12 protein-coding genes are annotated in these 17,628 nt (G+C 73.2%); 2 read left to right on the forward strand and 10 right to left on the reverse strand.

Annotated features, from left to right (window positions below; all coding sequences use genetic code 11):
- Positions 1 to 61 precede the first annotated feature (61 nt).
- Positions 62 to 2,251: a hypothetical protein gene (locus tag ABZ840_RS12580; protein ID WP_361557604.1), complete on the forward strand. Its 2,190-nt coding sequence runs from the start codon at positions 62 to 64 to the stop codon at positions 2,249 to 2,251.
- A 60-nt stretch (positions 2,252 to 2,311) separates the two neighbouring features.
- On the opposite strand, the gene ABZ840_RS12585 is transcribed toward ABZ840_RS12580, so the two are convergent.
- The 3 genes from ABZ840_RS12585 to ABZ840_RS12595 form a co-directional block, all read right to left on the reverse strand.
- Positions 2,312 to 6,580, reverse strand: a complete 4,269-nt coding sequence (locus tag ABZ840_RS12585) for a trypsin-like peptidase domain-containing protein (protein WP_361557606.1) — start codon at positions 6,578 to 6,580, stop codon at positions 2,312 to 2,314.
- Between the two features lie 95 nt (positions 6,581 to 6,675).
- Positions 6,676 to 6,864 (reverse strand): DUF397 domain-containing protein, encoded by a 189-nt coding sequence (locus ABZ840_RS12590; protein WP_361557608.1) that lies wholly within the window; start codon positions 6,862 to 6,864, stop codon positions 6,676 to 6,678.
- The gene (locus tag ABZ840_RS12595; protein ID WP_361557610.1) at positions 6,830 to 7,672 is read right to left on the reverse strand and encodes a helix-turn-helix transcriptional regulator; all 843 of its coding nucleotides are present in this window, start codon (positions 7,670 to 7,672) and stop codon (positions 6,830 to 6,832) included. Before ABZ840_RS12595 ends, ABZ840_RS12590 begins: the two co-directional genes overlap by 35 nt.
- Positions 7,673 to 7,760: 88 nt before the next feature.
- Between ABZ840_RS12595 and ABZ840_RS12600 the strand changes: the two genes are divergently transcribed.
- Positions 7,761 to 8,207, forward strand: coding sequence for an ATP-binding protein (locus ABZ840_RS12600; protein ID WP_361557612.1), 447 nt, complete (start codon positions 7,761 to 7,763; stop codon positions 8,205 to 8,207).
- A gap of 31 nt (positions 8,208 to 8,238) precedes the next feature.
- Here ABZ840_RS12600 and obgE read toward each other — a convergent pair whose 3' ends face one another.
- From obgE to ABZ840_RS12635, 7 genes are all read right to left on the reverse strand, one after another.
- Entirely contained in the window at positions 8,239 to 9,678 is a 1,440-nt protein-coding gene (obgE, locus tag ABZ840_RS12605; RefSeq protein ID WP_361557614.1) for a GTPase ObgE, read from the reverse strand.
- 186 nt (positions 9,679 to 9,864) lie between these two features.
- Entirely contained in the window at positions 9,865 to 10,119 is a 255-nt protein-coding gene (gene rpmA, locus ABZ840_RS12610; protein WP_052866878.1) for a 50S ribosomal protein L27, read from the reverse strand.
- Between the two features lie 14 nt (positions 10,120 to 10,133).
- Positions 10,134 to 10,454, reverse strand: a complete 321-nt coding sequence (gene rplU, locus ABZ840_RS12615; protein ID WP_030249628.1) for a 50S ribosomal protein L21 — start codon at positions 10,452 to 10,454, stop codon at positions 10,134 to 10,136.
- Positions 10,455 to 10,712: 258 nt separating this feature from the next.
- Complete coding sequence (locus ABZ840_RS12620) at positions 10,713 to 15,110, reverse strand: Rne/Rng family ribonuclease (protein WP_361557618.1); 4,398 nt, start codon at positions 15,108 to 15,110, stop codon at positions 10,713 to 10,715.
- Positions 15,111 to 15,329: 219 nt separating this feature from the next.
- Positions 15,330 to 16,133 (reverse strand): TIGR03936 family radical SAM-associated protein, encoded by an 804-nt coding sequence (locus tag ABZ840_RS12625; RefSeq protein ID WP_361557621.1) that lies wholly within the window; start codon positions 16,131 to 16,133, stop codon positions 15,330 to 15,332.
- A 128-nt stretch (positions 16,134 to 16,261) separates the two neighbouring features.
- Positions 16,262 to 17,008, reverse strand: coding sequence for a hypothetical protein (locus tag ABZ840_RS12630; RefSeq protein ID WP_361557624.1), 747 nt, complete (start codon positions 17,006 to 17,008; stop codon positions 16,262 to 16,264).
- A 42-nt stretch (positions 17,009 to 17,050) separates the two neighbouring features.
- Positions 17,051 to 17,593, reverse strand: coding sequence for a GNAT family N-acetyltransferase (locus ABZ840_RS12635; protein ID WP_361557627.1), 543 nt, complete (start codon positions 17,591 to 17,593; stop codon positions 17,051 to 17,053).
- Positions 17,594 to 17,628 lie beyond the last annotated feature (35 nt).

Consider the following 17,628-nt stretch of genomic DNA (forward strand, 5'->3'; position numbering starts at 1 on the left):
CCGGGACTCGGCCGCCCCACCGGCCCCCCACCTGACCGACTTGCCGCCAGGAGCCCCGCCCGTGCCTTCCGCCGGATTCGCCAACCGACGAGCCTCCAAGCTCGTGGCCCTGATCGCGATGCTCATCGCGTTCGTGGCCCAGCTCGTCGGTGCCCTGCTGCCCGTCGTACCGCTGTTCATCGCCGCGTCCGTGGTGAACCTCGGCCTCGACCTCTACCTGCAGCACAAGCAGCCCGGGCTGCTCTCCCTGCTGGGAAAGATCCGGCTGGACATCACGGTCCGCCAGCTCATCCGGGACATGCTGATCCTGGTCGGGCTGCTGCACATCGAGGGCATCAACCCGCTCAAGGAGCAGGCTCCCCTCACCATCGGCCTGCTCGTCTTCTACGTGGCGCACTTCGCGTGCCAGGCGGCCGCCGTCATGGTCCGCCGCACCCGTACGCTGCCGTTCCTCACCCGTAACGTCGACGCCTCCGCGCTGCGCCTGACCAACGCCCCGCCGCGCCTCCTGGCCCGCCAGACCGGCCGCCGCCTGCTGCGCTTCTCCGTGCCCACCACGCTCGGCATGATGGCCACCGCGATCACCCGGGACGCCCTGTGGGGCGGCATCGGCGTGATCGTCTCCCTGGTCCTCGCCATCGGCGGCACGATCTACCTCGCCACCTGGCTGCTCCCGAAGAAGCGCGCCGTGAACGAGCAGCGCGCCCTGGAGTGGCTGGACGACTGGCTCGCCGAGTACCAGCCGACCGTCGGCATGTACTTCTCCGGCGGCACCACCTCCGCGTACCAGGCCAACATGTGGCTGAGCACCCTCGCCGCGCTGGACGGCAAGCCGATCATCGTGCTCCGTGAGCGCTTCATGGTGCAGAAGATCGACGCGACCGACATCCCGATCGTCTGCATCCCCAAGGTCGCCAACCTGATGCGCCTGGAGCACTCGGCCCTGAAGGTGCTGCTGCACCCGGCGAACTCCGGCAAGACCTCGCAGATCCTGCGCATCCCCTCCATCAAGCACGCCTTCATCAACCACGGCGAGAGCGACAAGCTCTCCTCCTGCAACCCCTACGCCAAGGCGTACGACGAGGTGTGGGTGGCCGGTCCCGCCGCGCGCGACCGCTACCAGCTCGCCGACATCGGCGTGGAGGACAAGGACGTCGTCGAGGTCGGCCGCCCGCAGCTGGCGCCGATCAAGGCGTACGAGGGCGCGCCCAAGGGCGAGTACACCACCGTGCTGTACGCCCCCACCTGGGAGGGCTGGGACGGCAATCCCGGCAACACCTCGGTGATCCTGGCCGGCGAGAACATCGTCCGTGAGCTGCTCGCCGACGACAAGGTCCGGCTGGTCTACAAGCCGCACCCGATGACCGGCTCGGTCGACCCGCGCGCCGGCGCCGCCAACGCCCGCATCCAGGCGATGATCGCCGAGGCCAACACCCAGCGCTCGGGCGCCCGGCCCGGCCCGGAGGCCGCCGCCGAGCTGGAGGCCCGCGCCGCCGACCTGTCCGCGCTGACCACCTCCGGCTTCCGCCGTAGTGCGGATGAGCTGGAGCGCATGCTCGTCCAGAGCGCCCCCGAGGAGGGCCGCGCCGCCGCCGTCGCGGCCGCGACCACCGCCTGGGAGGAGGCCTACTGGGCGTCCTTCCCGGAGTGGGAGCACCTGATCATCACCACCTCCCGCCCGGCGATCTTCGCCTGCTTCAACCAGGCCGACGTCCTGATCAGCGACGTCTCCAGCGTGGTCTCCGACTACCTGAGCAGCGAGAAGCCGTACGCGGTCGCCAACACCGCGGGCATGACCGAGGACGAGTTCCGGACGAACTTCCCGACGGTCCGTGCCGCGACGATCCTCACGCCCGAGGCGGACGGCGTCGCCGGCCTGCTGGAGACCGTGCGCAACCCGGAGCGCGACACGCTCGTGCAGGCCCGTACGGAGCTGAAGGAGCACCTGCTCGGCCCGTCGGACCCGCCGTCCCTGGCCCGCTTCAACGGTGCCGCGCTCGACCTGTACGCCGCCGCCGAGGAGCGCCGGATCCGGATGGAGGCCCGGCTCGCCGGCGTCCCCGGCCAGCGCGACGAGGGCACGGAGGCCAACGAGGCGCAGGAGGCCGCCGAGGAGATGGAGCTGGACCCGTCGGAGTCCACCGACCCGGCCCGCCCCGCCACGGAGCCCGCCGAGGCGGCCGAGGCCGCGGACGCGGCGGAGCAGGGCGACCAGCCCACGGACGGCTCGGAGGCCCGGGCCACGGTCTGACGCCGCCGGGAGCATGACACCGGAAAGGCCCCGCGAGGTGATCCTCGCGGGGCCTTTGCGTCAGCCGCAGATCTTCTTCGCGGGCAGCTCCCCCGGCAGGCCGCTGCGTTCCGCCGGTGTGAAGTTCCGCCGGCCCATGGTCCGGCAGAGTTCCTCGCGCCACGCGCCGGGGTCGAGCCGGATCAGGTCGACGCCGTCGGCCGAGCGGTCCGCACGCAGCAGGGCCTTCCCGCCGTCCGCGACGTCGTGAAAGGTCTGCGGCGTCCCGAAGTCGTAGGAGTCCTCGTACCTCCCGCCGCCCGGCTCGTAGATGCGCGCGGAGTCCCCCTCGGCGAGGAAGAACCGCGGGGAGTCACCGAGGAAGTCGATCGTGAAGCCGCTGCCCGCCGGCTCCCCCACCGGACCGACCGGCCCCATCAACCGTTTCGAGGTGCCACCGCCGGGACGCACGGCCCACAGCTCGACCAGCGAGCCGCGGGTAAGCGCGGCCGCGTGGCCGCCGCCCGCGTCCAGGAAGGCCGTCGCGGTGTCCTTGCCCAGCCGGTAGCTCAGCTTCTCGTCCTCCCGGCCGGTCCGCAGGTCGATGACGTGGAACGTGGGCTCGTAGTCGACCTTGACCTGGATGTGGTGCGCCTTCCGGTGGTACGGGTTCGCGCGGAAGGGACTCAGGGGCGGGGACTCCTTGGGGTCGAACGCCGCCACCTTCTTCGTGGTGAGGCCCAGGGTGCGCAGGTCGAGCCGGGACAGCCGGCGCCCCGTCCTGGCGTCCCAGCGTTCCACCACCGCATCGACCTGGGTCACCAGCTCGTCGTCGCCGAGGAAGAAGTAGTTCGGCCCCTCGCGTTCGTCCCAGTTGTTCGCGCGCGGCATGGTGAGGGTGATCGGCGCGACCGGGCGCAGCGAGGGCAGCGCGTGGACAAGGACGGTGTTGTACGTGGCGAGGTCGGCGACCAGCGTTTCCGCGCGGTTGGTCTTCACTGCCGCACCGAAGTAGGCGTCGTCGTCCGGTGCGAGCGGCTCGTCGATGCCCTGCTCGGTGTAGCGGGGGCTGCGCGCCGCGGTCCGCGGTGGCGCGTCCGTGGTGAGCAGCGCGAGCCGGCGCCGGTCGCCGGTGCCCGAGCGCACCAGCATCCGGTCGCCGTCCTCGAGCAGCTCCGGCCTGTTGAGATGTTCCTGCCGGCCGACGCTCAGCCGCCGGCCGGAGACGCCGGCCCCGGTGACGACGGCGACGGGCGCCTCGGGCGTACCGAGCAGGTCCCGGACGATCAGCTCGCCGCCGCCCTGCCCCGTTCCGGTGTCCGCGAGTTTCTTCCCGGTCCTGAGGTCGGCCAGCCGCCATGTCGAGCCGAGGACGACGGCGATGCGTCCGCCCGTACGGTCGAGCGCGGCGTCGCCGCAGAACCCGGAGTCGTCGGTGTAGCCGCCGGTCCGCCGACCGTCCGCGATCCGTACGGCCCGGTACCGCGCGTCGCCCGCCCCCTTGCCCCGGAAGCACAGCACGGCCGTCGTACCGTCGCCCGAGACCGAGGTCCGTGCCACGTTCCTGCCCAGCTCACGGCTCTTGCCCGTACGGGTGTCGACGGCCACCAGCCGGGCCTGTTCGTCGTCGAGCAGCCCGAAGGAGTCCTTGGTCGGGGACTGGACCAGCACCGTGTGCGCGTCGGGCCCGAACCACACCTTGCTCGGCGCACCCGGCAGCTTCCCGGGCAGCCGCCGACGCTCGCCCGCGTCCAGGTCCCAGAGCGTCACCCGGCCCTCGGCGACGGTGACGGCGTGCCGCCCGTCCTGGGAGAGGTCGGCGATCTCCTTGGGGTTGGACAGCGAGCCCTTCGTGTCGCCCCCGTCCTCGTCACCGGCGACCGTGTGCGCCGGGCCGATCGGGTCCTGGCTGTTCCGGCGCACCTCGTGCCAGACCAGCGAGCCGCCGGTGACCGAGTAGGCGATGCGCCGGCCGTCCGGGCTGACCATCGGGAAGACGATGTTCTGCTTGACCGGCAGCTGGCGGCGCCGGGTGGGCTCGCCCTCGCCGCGCAGGAAGAGCGTCGCCCGCCCCAGCTCGGTGGTCACCAGCACCACCCGGCCGTCCCCGCTCACCGCCGTCGCGTCGATCGTCCCCTGGGTGCCCGACAGTTCCCACTCCGCGCCCCGCAGCGCGTCGTAACGGCGCAGCAGTTGATTACGGGCCTCACGGGTCGGAGCGGCGTCGTACGCGGCCATCGCCACCATGGCGGCGAGGCCCGGGTCCTGTTCCACCAGGTCGGCGGAGAGGTCGGCCAGCTCACGGGAGCGGGACTGCCGGTCCGACTCCGCCTTGGCCTGCGACTGCACGGCAAGGAACGTGCCCAGCGTCACGATCAGCAGCAGCACCAGCCCGCCCGCCGTCCACCCGGCCCGTCTTCGTACCCGGCGGGCCCGCCGGTGCCGCAGCCCGCACTCCAGGTAGTCCACCTCGGCCGGGGTGAGGTCGGCACGCCGGGCAGCCAGCCACGGCTGCGCGGCCCGGAGCTCGTCCCCGCCCGGCAGCCGGTCGGAGTGCTTCTCGGCGGCCTCCCAGCGTTCCAGGTCGCGGCGGAGTCCCGTACGCCACAGCAGGAACTCCCGGTCGGTCCGCACCCGGTCCGCCAGCCGCGGCCAGGCACCGATCAGCGCCTCGTGCGCCAGCTCGACGGTCTCCCGCCGCTCGCTGTCGCTGCCGAGCACCAGCAGCCGGCGCCGCGCGAGCGCCCGCGCGATCCGCCACTGCTCCTCGCCCGCCTCCGCCCGCGTCAGGACGTTCCGCAGCGGGCCCTCGCCGCCGGGACGCACCCGTATCAGCCCGGTCAGCAGTCGCAGCGCCGGCTCCGTGTCCGCCGCCGGCACGCACTCGTGCCAGAGGGACTCCGCCTGCTGCCCGAGCGCGCCCCGTACGCCGCCGAGCCCGAGGTACGCGTCGAAGCGCAGCTGTCCGCGCTCCTGCTCGCGCCACAGCCGGTCCAGCACGAAGCCCAGCAGCGGCAGCGCGCCCGGCTCGCCGCCCGCGTCGTCCAGCATCGTCTCCACCAGGCCCGGGTCGTACGCGACGGACGCGATCGCCTCGACCGGCCGGACGATCACCGCCCGCAGCTGCTCGCGGGTCATCGGGGCGAGCGCGTGGACCGTACGGCTCAGGGCCGGACCGGTGGCCGGATGCGCGAGCGCCGCCTCCAGGAAGTCGGCGCGCAGGGTGACCAGGACGCGCAGTTCCTCGGGCGGCTCCGCCGGAAAGAGCACCGCGGCCGCGGCGTCGGCCTCCTGAGCCTCGCCCGCGAACAACTCCTCCCCCTGGTCCACCACGACCAGCAGCCGCCGCGCGCCGGCCTCGGCCAGCGCCAGCCGAACGGTCTCCGCCAGCCCACCGTCCGCGAGCAGCGGCGCCAACTCCCGTGCCTGCGCGAGGCGTTCCGCGCCGCGCAGCTCCGGGCGGAGCAGCACCGCCAGTTCCGAGGCGAGGGTCGTGAGCAGGGAACGGCCGGCGGCGGGGCGCACCACGACGACCGCGAAGCCCGCCGTCCGCAGCCGCGGGACCACGCCGGCCAGCGCCAGCGAGGACTTGCCGCTGCCGGAGGGGCCGACCAGCGTCACGCACGGGTGCGCCCGGACCAGGTGCGCGACCTCCTCGGCCGCCTCCTCCCGCCCGAAGAACACCTCGGAGTCCGCCTCCTGGAACGCCGCCAGCCCCCGGAACGGCGACGCGGGGCGGAGGACGGGGGCGAGTTCGGGGAAGGCGGCCGGCAACGCGCCGGTCGGTATGAGGAAGCTCTGCCGCGGCCCGGAGAGCTGCGACCGCACCACCATGCCGACGACGGCACCCAACTCCTCGTCCCATACGGGCGCGCCGCTGAAGCCCCGTTCTATCGGGGTGCCGTGCGCGTCCCCCTGCGAGAACTGCACCCACCCCTCGGCGGTACCGGCCCGCAGCCGCCCCATGTGCCAGACCCCTCCGGGGGAGGTGGCGGGGAAACCGGCGACGCGTGCGGCGTGCTCCCAGACGCTGGTGGCCTCCGCCATGCGCAGCGGGCGCGCCCCGTCGATCGGGGCGCGCAGCCGCAGTACGGCGATGTCACCGGTCCCGTCGTCGGCGTACGGCAGCCAGTGCGCGACCTCCGCGTCTGCGGCTCCGCCGCCGTTCAGCGGCAGGTCGACACGGACCCGCGCGCCGTCCGGCAGCGCCTGCTGATGCGGGGTGCGCAGCGCGTCCGACACGACGTGCGCGCAGGTCACGGCCAGGTCCGGCGCGATGAGGAAGCCGGCCCCGGCGATCTCGCCACCCTCGCCCGGCTCCCTGACCCGCAACACGGCAGCCCCGAGCATGTCCTCCGGACTCCGCAACCCCGCCATCCCCGCCACCCCCGTGAGTCAACACGGTTGCGATTATGGCCAGTTGGGTGACGGCTGGGTACCCCCGCTCAGCGCAGGTACGAGACGAACTCGGCGAACGCACCGGGCGTCACGGTGAGGACGGGCCCGTCGGGGTCCTTGGAGTCCCGGACGACGACGAGAGCGGTCGACAACTCGGCGACCTCGACGCATTCCCCGCCCTCGTTGGTGCTGTAGCTGGACTTACGCCACCGGACGCGGTCCGGGATCGCGGGCATAGCGCTCCTCCCTCACACGGGCAATCAGCTCTGCCGAGACATGCGGCGCCAGGGCAACGGATTGCAGGTGATCGTAACGGAGCGAGCAATCCTCGGCTGATTCCGGATCGGCGGTCGGATCGGCACCACCGTACCTCTCGGCGTAGACGATATCCGGCCGGTCCCGGTAGGAGAACAGAGAGAACGCACCGACCAGGCCCGCATGCGCACCGGCCGAGTACGGCAAGACCTGGATGTGCACATGCCGGGAGTCGCGGTAACTCAACAGATGCGTCAGTTGGCTTCGCATCACCTCACGGCCGCCGATTTCCTGATGGAGCACGGCCTCGCTCAGTACGACCCACAGCAGCGGCGGCTTCTCGCCCCGAAGGATGCGCTGCCGGGCGAGCCAGGCCTCCACACGGTCGTCGAGGCCTTCCTTGTCGAGGACGCCGAGGACGGCCCGGGCGTACTCGGGTGTCTGCAGCAGCCCGTAGACCACCTGCGGCTGGAAGGCGAGGATGCGCGCGGCGGACGACTGCAGTTCGGCTACGCGCCGGTGCTTGTACGGCAGCTTGCTTCTGCGCACCAGCTCCCAGAGCCGCACCAGCGCGCCGTTGGCGTCCAGCGCGTCGTCGAACCGTGGGATGTGTTCATCCTTGGGCATCTTCGCGGCGGTCTCGATCTGACCGATCATCGAGCCGGTCAAGTAGACCTTCTTGCCCAGCTGTTCAAGCGTCAGGCCGGCTTCCTCGCGCAGCCTCCGCAGCTCGGAACCGAAGTAATCGAGCGGAGACGCGCCCGGGTCGAGCGCCTTGCAATTGACCATGGGAGCCCCTCGCTCAACCGACGCAACCGGACGCCCAGTTGCGTTCAAAGCGTCGCTGAGCGTAATCGAACCCGCACAGACTTGTCCCGTGAATGACACTTCGGACACCCGCATCATCGGCACCCACGGATTCCCGACGCGGGAGTACCGGCTCTCGCTGACCGTCGGTGACCACAGCCCCCGTCACGTACGGCGGGTCGTACGGGCGCTCCTGCGGCTCTGGGGGCTGGCGCGGCTCGAAGACGCCGCCGCGCTGGCCGTGACCGAGCTGCTGGTCAACGTGTACCGGCACGTGCCGGACCGGCGGTGCACCGTGACCGTGCGGCGGTACGAGGGCAGCGGCGCGGGGGTGGTGGTCGGCGTGCACGACGACCACCCCGCACTGCCCGGCGCGCGGGACGCCGCCCCCTGGGAGGAGGCCGGCCGGGGCCTCGCCCTCGTCGCGGCGGTCACCGACAAGTGGGGCGTGGCGCCGGACGACGAAGGCCCGCAGCGCACCGGCGGGAAGACCGTCTGGTGCGAGCTGCGGGCCTGACGTGGCAGGGGCCGCGAAGCGGCCAGGGGCCTCAGCCCAGCGGGTCGAAGCCGTCGTACTCCGTCTCCGCCTCGTCGCGCTCCGCCTGGCGGTCGCGGCGGCGCTGCGCGGCCGGGCGGGGGGCCTCCATGCGGTGGTCCTCGCCGCGGCGGCCCAGCATCTCCGCGCCGGCCATCATCGTCGGCTCCCAGTCGAAGACGACCGCGTTGTCCTCGGGGCCGATCGCCACGCCGTCACCGGCGCGCGCGCCGGCCTTGAGGAGCTGGTCCTCGACGCCGAGGCGGTTGAGGCGGTCGGCGAGGTAGCCCACGGCCTCGTCGTTGTTGAAGTCGGTCTGGCGGACCCAGCGCTCCGGCTTCTCGCCGCGTACGCGGAACAGGCCCTCGCCCTCGGGCGTGACCGTGAAGCCCGCGTCGTTGACGGCCTGGGGGCGGATGACGACACGGGTCGCCTCCTGGACCGGCTTCGCCGCGCGGGCCTGGGCCACGATGTCGGCGAGCGCGTAGCTCAGCTCCTTCAGGCCCGTGCGGGCGACGGCCGAGACCTCGAAGATGCGGTAGCCGCGGGACTCCAGGTCGGGGCGGATCATCTCCGCCAGGTCCTGGCCGTCCGGGATGTCGATCTTGTTGAGGACGACCACCCGGGGCCGGTTCTCCAGGCCGCCGTACTGCCGCAGCTCCTCCTCGATGATGTCGAGGTCGGAGAGCGGGTCGCGGTCCGATTCGAGGGTGGCGGTGTCCAGGACGTGGACGAGCACCTCGCAGCGCTCCACGTGGCGCAGGAACTCCAGGCCGAGGCCCTTGCCCTGGCTGGCGCCGGGGATCAGACCGGGCACGTCCGCGATGGTGTAGACGGTCGAACCAGCCGTCACGACACCCAGGTTGGGCACCAGGGTGGTGAAGGGGTAGTCGGCGATCTTCGGGCGGGCGGCGGAGAGCACCGAGATGAGGGAGGACTTGCCGGCACTCGGGTAGCCGACCAGCGCCACGTCCGCGACGGTCTTGAGCTCCAGGACGATGTCCCGCTCCTCGCCGGGCTCGCCCAGCAGCGCGAAGCCGGGGGCCTTGCGGCGGGCGGAGGCCAGCGCCGCGTTGCCGAGGCCGCCGCGGCCGCCCTGGCCCGCGACGAAGGTGGTGCCCTGGCCGACCAGGTCGGCGAGGACGTTGCCCTTGCCGTCGAGGATGACCGTGCCGTCCGGGACGGGCAGGACGAGGTCCTGGCCGTTCTTGCCGGCACGGTTGTCGCCCGCGCCGGGCTGGCCGTTGGTGGCCTTGCGGTGCGGGTGGTGGTGATAGTCCAGGAGGGTGGTGACGTCCTGGTCCACGACCAGGATCACGTCGCCGCCGCGGCCGCCGTTGCCGCCGTCGGGGCCGCCGAGCGGCTTGAACTTCTCCCGGAAGACGGAGGCACAGCCGTGGCCTCCGTTACCCGCGGCGACGTGCAGCTCGACGCGGTCCACGAAGGTGGTCATGGGGGTGCCTCCAGTAACTACGGGGGTACGTACGCGAGTGCCCTGTCCTGAGCGGCGGCCGCGTACGGGATGTGTCTCTTCGGTTCTTCGGTAACACGCGAAGGGCGGACCCGCTTCCCGTGGAGGAAGTCGAGGTCCGCCCTCGCGAGGAACCGTTCTACGGTGCCAGGAAACCCGTTACGGGATTCAGGCGACCGGAACGATGTTCACGACCTTGCGGCCACGGTGGGTGCCGAACTGCACAGCACCCTCCTGCAGCGCGAACAGCGTGTCGTCGCCGCCACGGCCGACGCCCGTGCCCGGGTGGAAGTGGGTGCCGCGCTGGCGGACGATGATCTCACCGGCGAGGACGGCCTGGCCGCCGAAGCGCTTCACGCCGAGCCGCTGAGCATTGGAATCGCGACCGTTCCGAGTGGACGATGCGCCCTTCTTGTGTGCCATGTCTCCTCAGTCCCTTACTTCGCCGGAGCGTCGATGCCGGTGATCTTCAGCGCGGTGTGCAGCTGACGGTGGCCGATCCGCTTCTTGTAACCGGTCTTGTTCTTGTACTTCTGGATGCGGATCTTGTCGCCCTTGTGGTGGTCCACGACCTCGGCCTGGACCTTCACGCCGGCGAGCACCCACGGGTCGCTCGTGACGGACTCGCCGTCGACGACCAGCAGCGTGGAGAGCTCGACGGAGTCGCCGACCTTGCTGGTGGAAATGCGGTCAACCTCGATGACGTCGCCGACAGCAACCTTCTGCTGACGGCCGCCGGTGCGCACGATCGCGTACACGCGGAACTCTCTCTCGCTAGAAACGGGACCACTGATGCCAGCCGCCCCGGGGCCCTGCGGGCCCGGCTATCCGACGCGCTGCGCCCGCGAGGGGCGCGATCCGCATTGGACGAGCGGCCTCCCCCGGTGGAACCGGGAGGTGTTTGCTCAGATGGTGTGGCGCCATACAGACGCCGACGGTCAAGGTTACGGGGCCTTGACCAGGGGGTCAAACCGGGCCCCGGGCCGTGACATACGGCCCGGGGCGCCGGGTACTGCTCAGTCCTCCGCGGAAGCCGACACCGACGAGGGCGCGGGCTGCTCGGCGGCCGCGGTCTTCTTGGCGGCGGCCTTCTTGGCCGTCGTCTTCTTGGCCGTGGCCTTCTTCGCGGTGGTCTTCTTGGCCGCCGTCTTCTTGGCGGGCTTCTCGGCGGCCTTCTCCTCGGCCTCCGCGGTCTTCTCCGTGGCCTTCTTCGCAGCCGTCTTCTTGGCGGGGGCCTTCTTCGCGGCGGCCTTCTTGGTCGTCGCCTTCTTGGCCGCCGTCTTCTTGGCGGTGCTCTTCTTGGCCGCGGTCTTCTTGGCGGGGGCCGCCTCCTCGGTGGCCGCCTCCTGGACCTCGGGCTCCGGCTCGACGGCGGGCGCCGCCTCGGCCGGGGCCTCCTGCGGTGCCTCCGCGGCCGCCGCGGCGACGGCCTCGGGGGCCGCCTCGGCACCGGCCGGAGCCGACACCGCGCGGGTCACCCGGCGGCGGGCACGGGCCGGACGGGCCGCGGGCTGCGGCTCCGGCTCGGGCTGCGGCTCCGGCTCGGCCACCGGCGCCTCGGCCTGCGCCGGCGCCGCGGGAGCCTCCTGCGTACCGGACACCGCCTGCTCGGCGGCCTCCGGAGCGGCCTCGGCGGCCGGCTGCTCGGCAGGGACCACGATCGCGGCACTGTCGTCGGCGGCCTTCGGGGAGCCCGCCGGCGCGGACGCCTTCCGGCTCGCCCGGCGACGGCCACGGCCACGGCCGCGGTCGGCGGCGGCCTCGGCCTCGGCCGGGCTGGAGAACCACTCGTCGGACTCGGCGACCGCGGGGGTCAGCTCCGCCTCCGTGACGGGCGCGGGCTCCAGCACCTCCGCCGGAGCGGCCGGCTCGGCGGCCTTCTCCTGCTGGTGGTCGTGCTGGTGGTCGGCGTGCTTGTCGCCGTTGCCGCCCTTGCCCTTCTTCTTGCGCTTGCCGCCACCGCCGGAGCCGGTCGCCTGGTCCATGTGGACGATGACGCCGCGGCCGTTGCAGTGCACGCAGGGCTCGGAGAAGGACTCCAGCAGACCCTGGCCGACCCGCTTACGGGTCATCTGGACCAGGCCCAGCGAGGTGACCTCGGCGACCTGGTGCTTCGTACGGTCCCGGCCCAGGCACTCCAGCATCCGCCGCAGCACCAGGTCCCGGTTGGACTCCAGCACCATGTCGATGAAGTCGATGACGACGATGCCGCCGAGGTCCCGCAGCCGCAGCTGGCGGACGATCTCCTCGGCCGCCTCCAGGTTGTTTCTGGTGACCGTCTCTTCCAGGTTGCCGCCCTGGCCGGTGAACTTGCCGGTGTTGACGTCGATCACGACCATGGCTTCGGTCTTGTCGATCACCAGCGAGCCGCCGGACGGCAGCCACACCTTGCGGTCCAGCGCCTTCATCAGTTGCTCGTCGATCCGGTACGTCGCGAAGACGTCGACGTCCGAGGTCCACTTCTGGAGCCGGTCGGAGAGGTCCGGGGCGACGTGCGAGACGTAGCCGGAGATGGTCTCCCAGGCCTCGTCACCGCTGACGATCACCTTGGAGAAGTCCTCGTTGAAGATGTCGCGCACGACGCGGACGGTCATGTCCGGCTCGCCGTACAGCAGGGTCGGAGCGTTGCCGCTCTTCGCCTTCTTCTGGATCTCCTCCCACTGCGCCTGGAGGCGCTCCACGTCGCGGCGCAGCTCGTCCTCGCTGGCGCCCTCCGCGGCCGTACGGACGATGACGCCCGCGTCCTCGGGGACGATCTTCTTGAGGATCTGCTTCAGGCGCGACCGCTCGGTGTCGGGGAGCTTGCGGCTGATACCGGTCATCGAGCCCTCGGGCACGTAGACCAGGTACCGGCCGGGGAGGGAGACCTGGCTGGTCAGCCGGGCGCCCTTGTGGCCGATCGGGTCCTTGGTGACCTGCACGAGCACGGACTGGCCGGACTTCAGCGCGGTCTCGATGCGGCGCGGGCCGTGGCCCATGCCGAGCGCCTCGAAGTTCACCTCACCGGCGTACAGGACGGCGTTGCGGCCCTTGCCGATGTCGACGAAGGCGGCCTCCATCGACGGCAGGACGTTCTGCACCTTGCCCAGGTACACGTTGCCGACGTACGAGGTCGACTGCTCCTTGTTGACGTAGTGCTCGACGAGCACGTCGTCCTCGAGGACGCCGATCTGGGTCCGGTCGCCGTTCTGGCGGACGATCATCTCGCGGTTGACGGCCTCGCGGCGCGCCAGGAACTCCGCCTCGGTGATGATCGGCACCCGGCGACGGCCCTGCTCACGGCCCTCGCGGCGGCGCTGCTTCTTGGCCTCCATACGGGTCGAGCCCTTGATGGACTGGACCTCGTCGAAGCCCGTACCGGGCTCGCGCTCTTCCTTCTTGCGCGGCTCGCGGACCTTCACGACCGTACGCTCCGGGTCGTCGCCGTTCGCGGCGGACTCGGCACCGTCACCGCTGCGACGGCGGCGCCGGCGACGACGGCGGCTGCTGCTGGAACCGCCGCCCGACTGCTCCTCGGCGCCCTCCTTGGCCGCCTCCGGCTCGCCGTCCTCGGCGGACTCCTCGGCAGGCTGCTCCTCGGCGCCCTCGGACGCGTCCTCGGCGGACTCGCCGGACTCCTCCGCACCCTCGGCGTCCGCGGCGTCACCGCGGCGACGGCGGCGGCCACCGCGACGGCGGCGGCGCGAGGGCCGGTCGCCCTGCTCGTCGTCGCCCTGCGCGGCCTCGCCCTCGGGCTCCTCCTCGGCCTCGGCCTCGGCGGTCTCCTCCGCGGCGGGCGCGGGGGCGGCCTGCTGCTGCTCGGCGTCGGCCGCGCCGCCACGGCGACGGCGGCGGCGCGCCGGACGCTCGTCGGCGGCCTCCTCCTCGGGCTCCTCCGCGACGGCGGCCGCGGCAGCGGCGGCGGCCGTCTCCGGGGTCTGGAACATCGGCTCGGTGAAGACCGGGGCCTGGAAGACGGCGCTCGGCGCCTGGGCCGCGCGGCGACGACCGCGGGCGGGGGCGGGGGCCTCCTCGGCCGCGCCCTCGTCGGCGGCACGGTCCTGGCCGGCAGCGGCCTTGTCCTGCGCGGGCTGCGCGAAAGCGGGGGCGGCCGGGCGCTCGGCACGGCGGCGCGAACGCCGGCGCGGCGCCTCACCGGCCGCGTCCTCCGCCTGCTCGGCGGCGGGCTGCTCGGTGGCGGGCTGCTCGGCAGCGGCCTCCGGCGCGGTCTGCGGGCTCTCGGCACGACGGCGGGTGCGGCGGCGCGGGGCCGCGGCGTCCGGGGCCGGCGGGGCCTGCTCGGCGGCGAGCGCGTTCGCCGCGGCGGCCACCGGCTGCTCCTCGACGTGCTCGGCGACGGGCGCCTGGGTGGCGGTGGCGGCCTGCTCGGCGGGCGCGCCCTGGGGGGAGGTCACCGTACGGGTGGCACGGCGGCGGGTACGCGCGGGCTTGGCGGGCTGCGGCTCGGCCTCGGCGCGCGCCTCCTCGGCGGCGGCCTCGGCGGCAGCGGCCTGCTCCTCGTCCTCGTCCTCCGCTGCGACCGGCTCCTCGGCCACGGCCGGGGCCGGAGCGGCCTCGGCGGCCTGCGGCGCACCGGCGGGCGCGGACGCCCGGCGGGTGGCCCGGCGGCGGGTACGGGCGGGGCGCGGCTCCTCGGCTGCGGCCTCGGCGGGCTGCTCGGCCTCGGTCTCCTGCGCCGCCTGCACGGGCTCGGCGGCCTGCGGCTCCTCGGCGGCGGCCGGGCTGCCGGCCGGCGCGCTGACCTTGCGGGTCACGCGGCGGCGCGAACGGGAGGGGCCCGACTCGGCGGCGGCGGTGGCGTGCCGCGCGGCAGCGATCTCGGCGGTCGCGGTCTCGGCAGCGGCGGCGGACTCGGCCTGCGCCTCGTCGTCGGCGCCCACGACAACCGGCTCGGGGTCGACGGCGACGGCCTGCGCGGCCACCGGCGCGGCGGTCTCGTCGGCCTGCGGTGCACCGGCGGGGGCGGAGGCCCGGCGGGTGGCGCGGCGGCGCGGACGCGCGGGGGCCGCCTCCTCACCGGTCACGACGGCGGGGGCCTCGGCGGCAGCGGCCTGCGGGAGGCTCTCGGCGGAGGCGGCGAGCGCGGCGGCGTCCTCGGCCGGCGACTCCGCTGCCTCGGCGGCGGTCGCGGCCGGCGCGCCGGCCGGCGCGGAAGTACGGCGGGTGGCACGGCGGCGGGGGCGCGTGGGCGCGGCCTCGTCACCGGTCACGACGGTGGTGGCGGCCTCCTGCGGGGCCTCGGCCGGCTGTGCGGCGGGCGTCTCGGCACCGGCGGTTTCGGCGACCGGCGGGCCCGCGGGACGCGAGGCGGCGCGGCGCCGGCGGCGCGGCGGCAGGGTGTCGCTCGGTGTGCTGTTCTCGGAGCGGCTGTTCCCGGACTCCGTGGATTCCTTGGGCTCAATGGGTTCGAGCATGCGGGCGGTTCTCCCGTCACGCTCCCGGGCGCCGCGACCGGTTCCGGCCGCGGCCCGCGTGTAAAGCGCGGTGCCGCGGTCCGGGGCGCGGGCGCCACACGGGAGCTTTAGTCTCGCTCGCCGGGCCCTTGTGTCCGGGACCGGCGAAAGTCTCCTGGTCAGTTCGTTCGCCGGACCGGGGTGGCTCCCTGGTTGATCGGCGACGCAACGACGGCGGTCCTACGCTGCGCCGTCCGCCGCTCCACCGCCGGCAGGCGGTGCCTGCGTCGCGGCGGTCAGCCCGGCGGCCGTGGGTGGGGCGGCCGTGGCTGCTGCGTCGCGGTCGGGCGCGAGCGGGTCGGTCACTGCGCCGGTCTCCTCATCGAGCAGCCCCTGCGCCAGCCTGGTCACCGCTGCGGGGACCGGCGGCGCCAGGTCGGCCGTAGCTCGGAGGCCGGACAGGACGTCGTCGGGTCGTACGGCAGGTGTCAGATGCCGAACAACCAGCCGCAGTATCGCACAGGCATCAGCGCCCGGCCTATCGGCCTCGCACGCCGCGGCACGAAGATCCGCGACCGCCGCACGTGTGTCGAAGGTACGGATGCCCTTCTTCGTCTGCCGCTCGACCGGCACTTCACCGGCCGCGAGGAACGCCTCGACGGCGCGCTCGGCGTCCGCGACGGACACGCCGTCCAGACGCAGCTCCCACACCGAGGCCTGGAGCCGGTCGGCGAGGCCGGAGGTGTGCGCCTCGACCGCGTCGATCACGTCGAGACCGTCCGGCAGGGACTCGTCCAGCAGCGCGCGCAGCACCGCCGGGTCCCGCCGCTCGGTGACCGCGATCTCCAGATACTCGGCCTCGCTGCCGGTACCCGTCGGCGCGGCGTTCGCGTACGACACCTTGGGGTGCGGGGTGAAGCCCGCCGAATACGCCATGGGCACCTCGGCACGGCGCAGCGCCCGCTCGAAAGCGCGCTGGAAGTCACGGTGGCTGGTGAACCGGAGGCGGCCGCGCTTGGTGTAGCGCAGTCGGATGCGCTGCACCGCCGGTGCGGGCGGCGGGCCTTCGGGCTGTCGCTTGCCCAGTGTCGTCAGTCCTTCGTGAGTGCGGTCGTACTGCTACCTAGAGTACGTGTCTGCCGGGCCGCCGGTTCCCGCCGGGGTGTGCCCCGTCACCCGAAGAGCGCCTGCCGCACCTCCCGGGCGGCAGTGCGCGCCGCGGACAGCGCGGCCCGTACCGGCGGCCAGAAGACCGCGCGGATCGCATGCCCCACCGGGGTGAGGATCCAGCGGTACACCCAGCGCAGCGGCGCGACGACCAGCCACCGCCACAGGGCGGCGATGCCCCGGCCGACGGCCCGGGAAACGTACCCGGCGATCCGCCAGGCCCACGCGACCGCCGCGCCGACCGCCAGCAGCACGGGCCACAGCAGGTACTCCCACAGCGCCTTGGCGGGGACGACCAGCAGATGGTGCGCCAGCCAGGCCAGCGCGTGCCCGACCGGGGTGAGAACCCACCTGTGGAACCAGCGGACGGGGACCACGAACAGGTAGTACCCGAGCCAGGTCAGCGCGTGCCCGATCGGCGTGAGCACCCACCGGTAGAGCCACACCGCGGGAATCACCAGCAGATACCTGACCAGGAAGACCAGCGGCACCACGAGCAGGTGGTTGATCAGCCAGGCGACCGCACGCCCCACGGGGGCGAGTATCCAGCGGTACACCCAGCGCCCGACCGGCGCCAGCACATGCCGCCCGATCCAGCACAGCGCGTCCCACAGCAGCCGCAGCGGAACGACGACGATCAGCACCGGAATCTTGATCAACTGGGCGAGGCAGCAACCCCCGCCTTCCGGTTCCCACTCCCGTGCCGTGTGCTGCCGGCCGTGGGCATGCTTGTCGAGCTTCTCGAACGCCATGCGCTGCTTCCCCCGGTACTACTGCGTTCCGCCGATCACGTACTACGCCCGCGTCGGCACCCAGTACCGCAGCCTTCCGCCGCGCTCGTCCTCGAAGATCCCGCCGCAGGCCTCGATGACCTTACGTGACGCGGTGTTGGTGGTGTCACACGTGACCAGCGCGGACGCGATCCCGAGCGCGTGCGCCAGCGGCAGTGCCGCGCGCAGCATCGCGGTGGCATGGCCACGGCGGCGGGCCGTCGGACGCACGTCGTAGCCGATGTGGCCGCCGAGCTCCCGCAGGTAGTCGTTCAGCTCGTGCCGCAGACCGAGGCGGCCGAGGTAGGTGTCGCCCTCGACGTACCAGAGGTTGGTGCACGGCACGTAGCCCAGCGGGCGGGCGACCTCCGGGCTGGTCATGGACCGCAGCCAGTCCGTGTACCGGGAAAAGGCCCCCGGGTCCTCCCACTCCCCCGAGAACTGCCGAATCTCCCGCCCGACCGCGGACCCGTCATCGTCATCGCCCCGCCCCTCGGCCCGCAACTCCTTCATCGCCTCCAGAAACGACACCTGGACACGAAGAGTGGGCGCGATCAACTCAGCCATCGCACCAGTGTGCGGGGCATGCATCGGCCCGGCCA

The organism is Streptomyces sp. NPDC047117 (assembly GCF_040643545.1).
Lineage (GTDB): Bacteria > Actinomycetota > Actinomycetes > Streptomycetales > Streptomycetaceae > Streptomyces.

Bases quoted from the DNA above. Each gene is read 5' to 3' on its own strand.
- ABZ840_RS12590 (WP_361557608.1), bottom strand. From the start codon at position 6,864: ATGCCCGCGATCCCGGACCGCGTCCGGTGGCGTAAGTCCAGCTACAGC.
- ABZ840_RS12620 (WP_361557618.1), bottom strand. From the start codon at position 15,110: ATGCTCGAACCCATTGAGCCCAAGGAATCCACGGAGTCCGGGAACAGC.
- ABZ840_RS12585 (WP_361557606.1), bottom strand. From the start codon at position 6,580: ATGCTCGGGGCTGCCGTGTTGCGGGTCAGGGAGCCGGGCGAGGGTGGC.
- rpmA (WP_052866878.1), bottom strand. From the start codon at position 10,119: ATGGCACACAAGAAGGGCGCATCGTCCACTCGGAACGGTCGCGATTCC.
- ABZ840_RS12630 (WP_361557624.1), bottom strand. From the start codon at position 17,008: ATGGCGTTCGAGAAGCTCGACAAGCATGCCCACGGCCGGCAGCACACG.
- ABZ840_RS12595 (WP_361557610.1), bottom strand. From the start codon at position 7,672: ATGGTCAATTGCAAGGCGCTCGACCCGGGCGCGTCTCCGCTCGATTAC.
- obgE (WP_361557614.1), bottom strand. From the start codon at position 9,678: ATGACCACCTTCGTGGACCGCGTCGAGCTGCACGTCGCCGCGGGTAAC.
- ABZ840_RS12635 (WP_361557627.1), bottom strand. From the start codon at position 17,593: ATGGCTGAGTTGATCGCGCCCACTCTTCGTGTCCAGGTGTCGTTTCTG.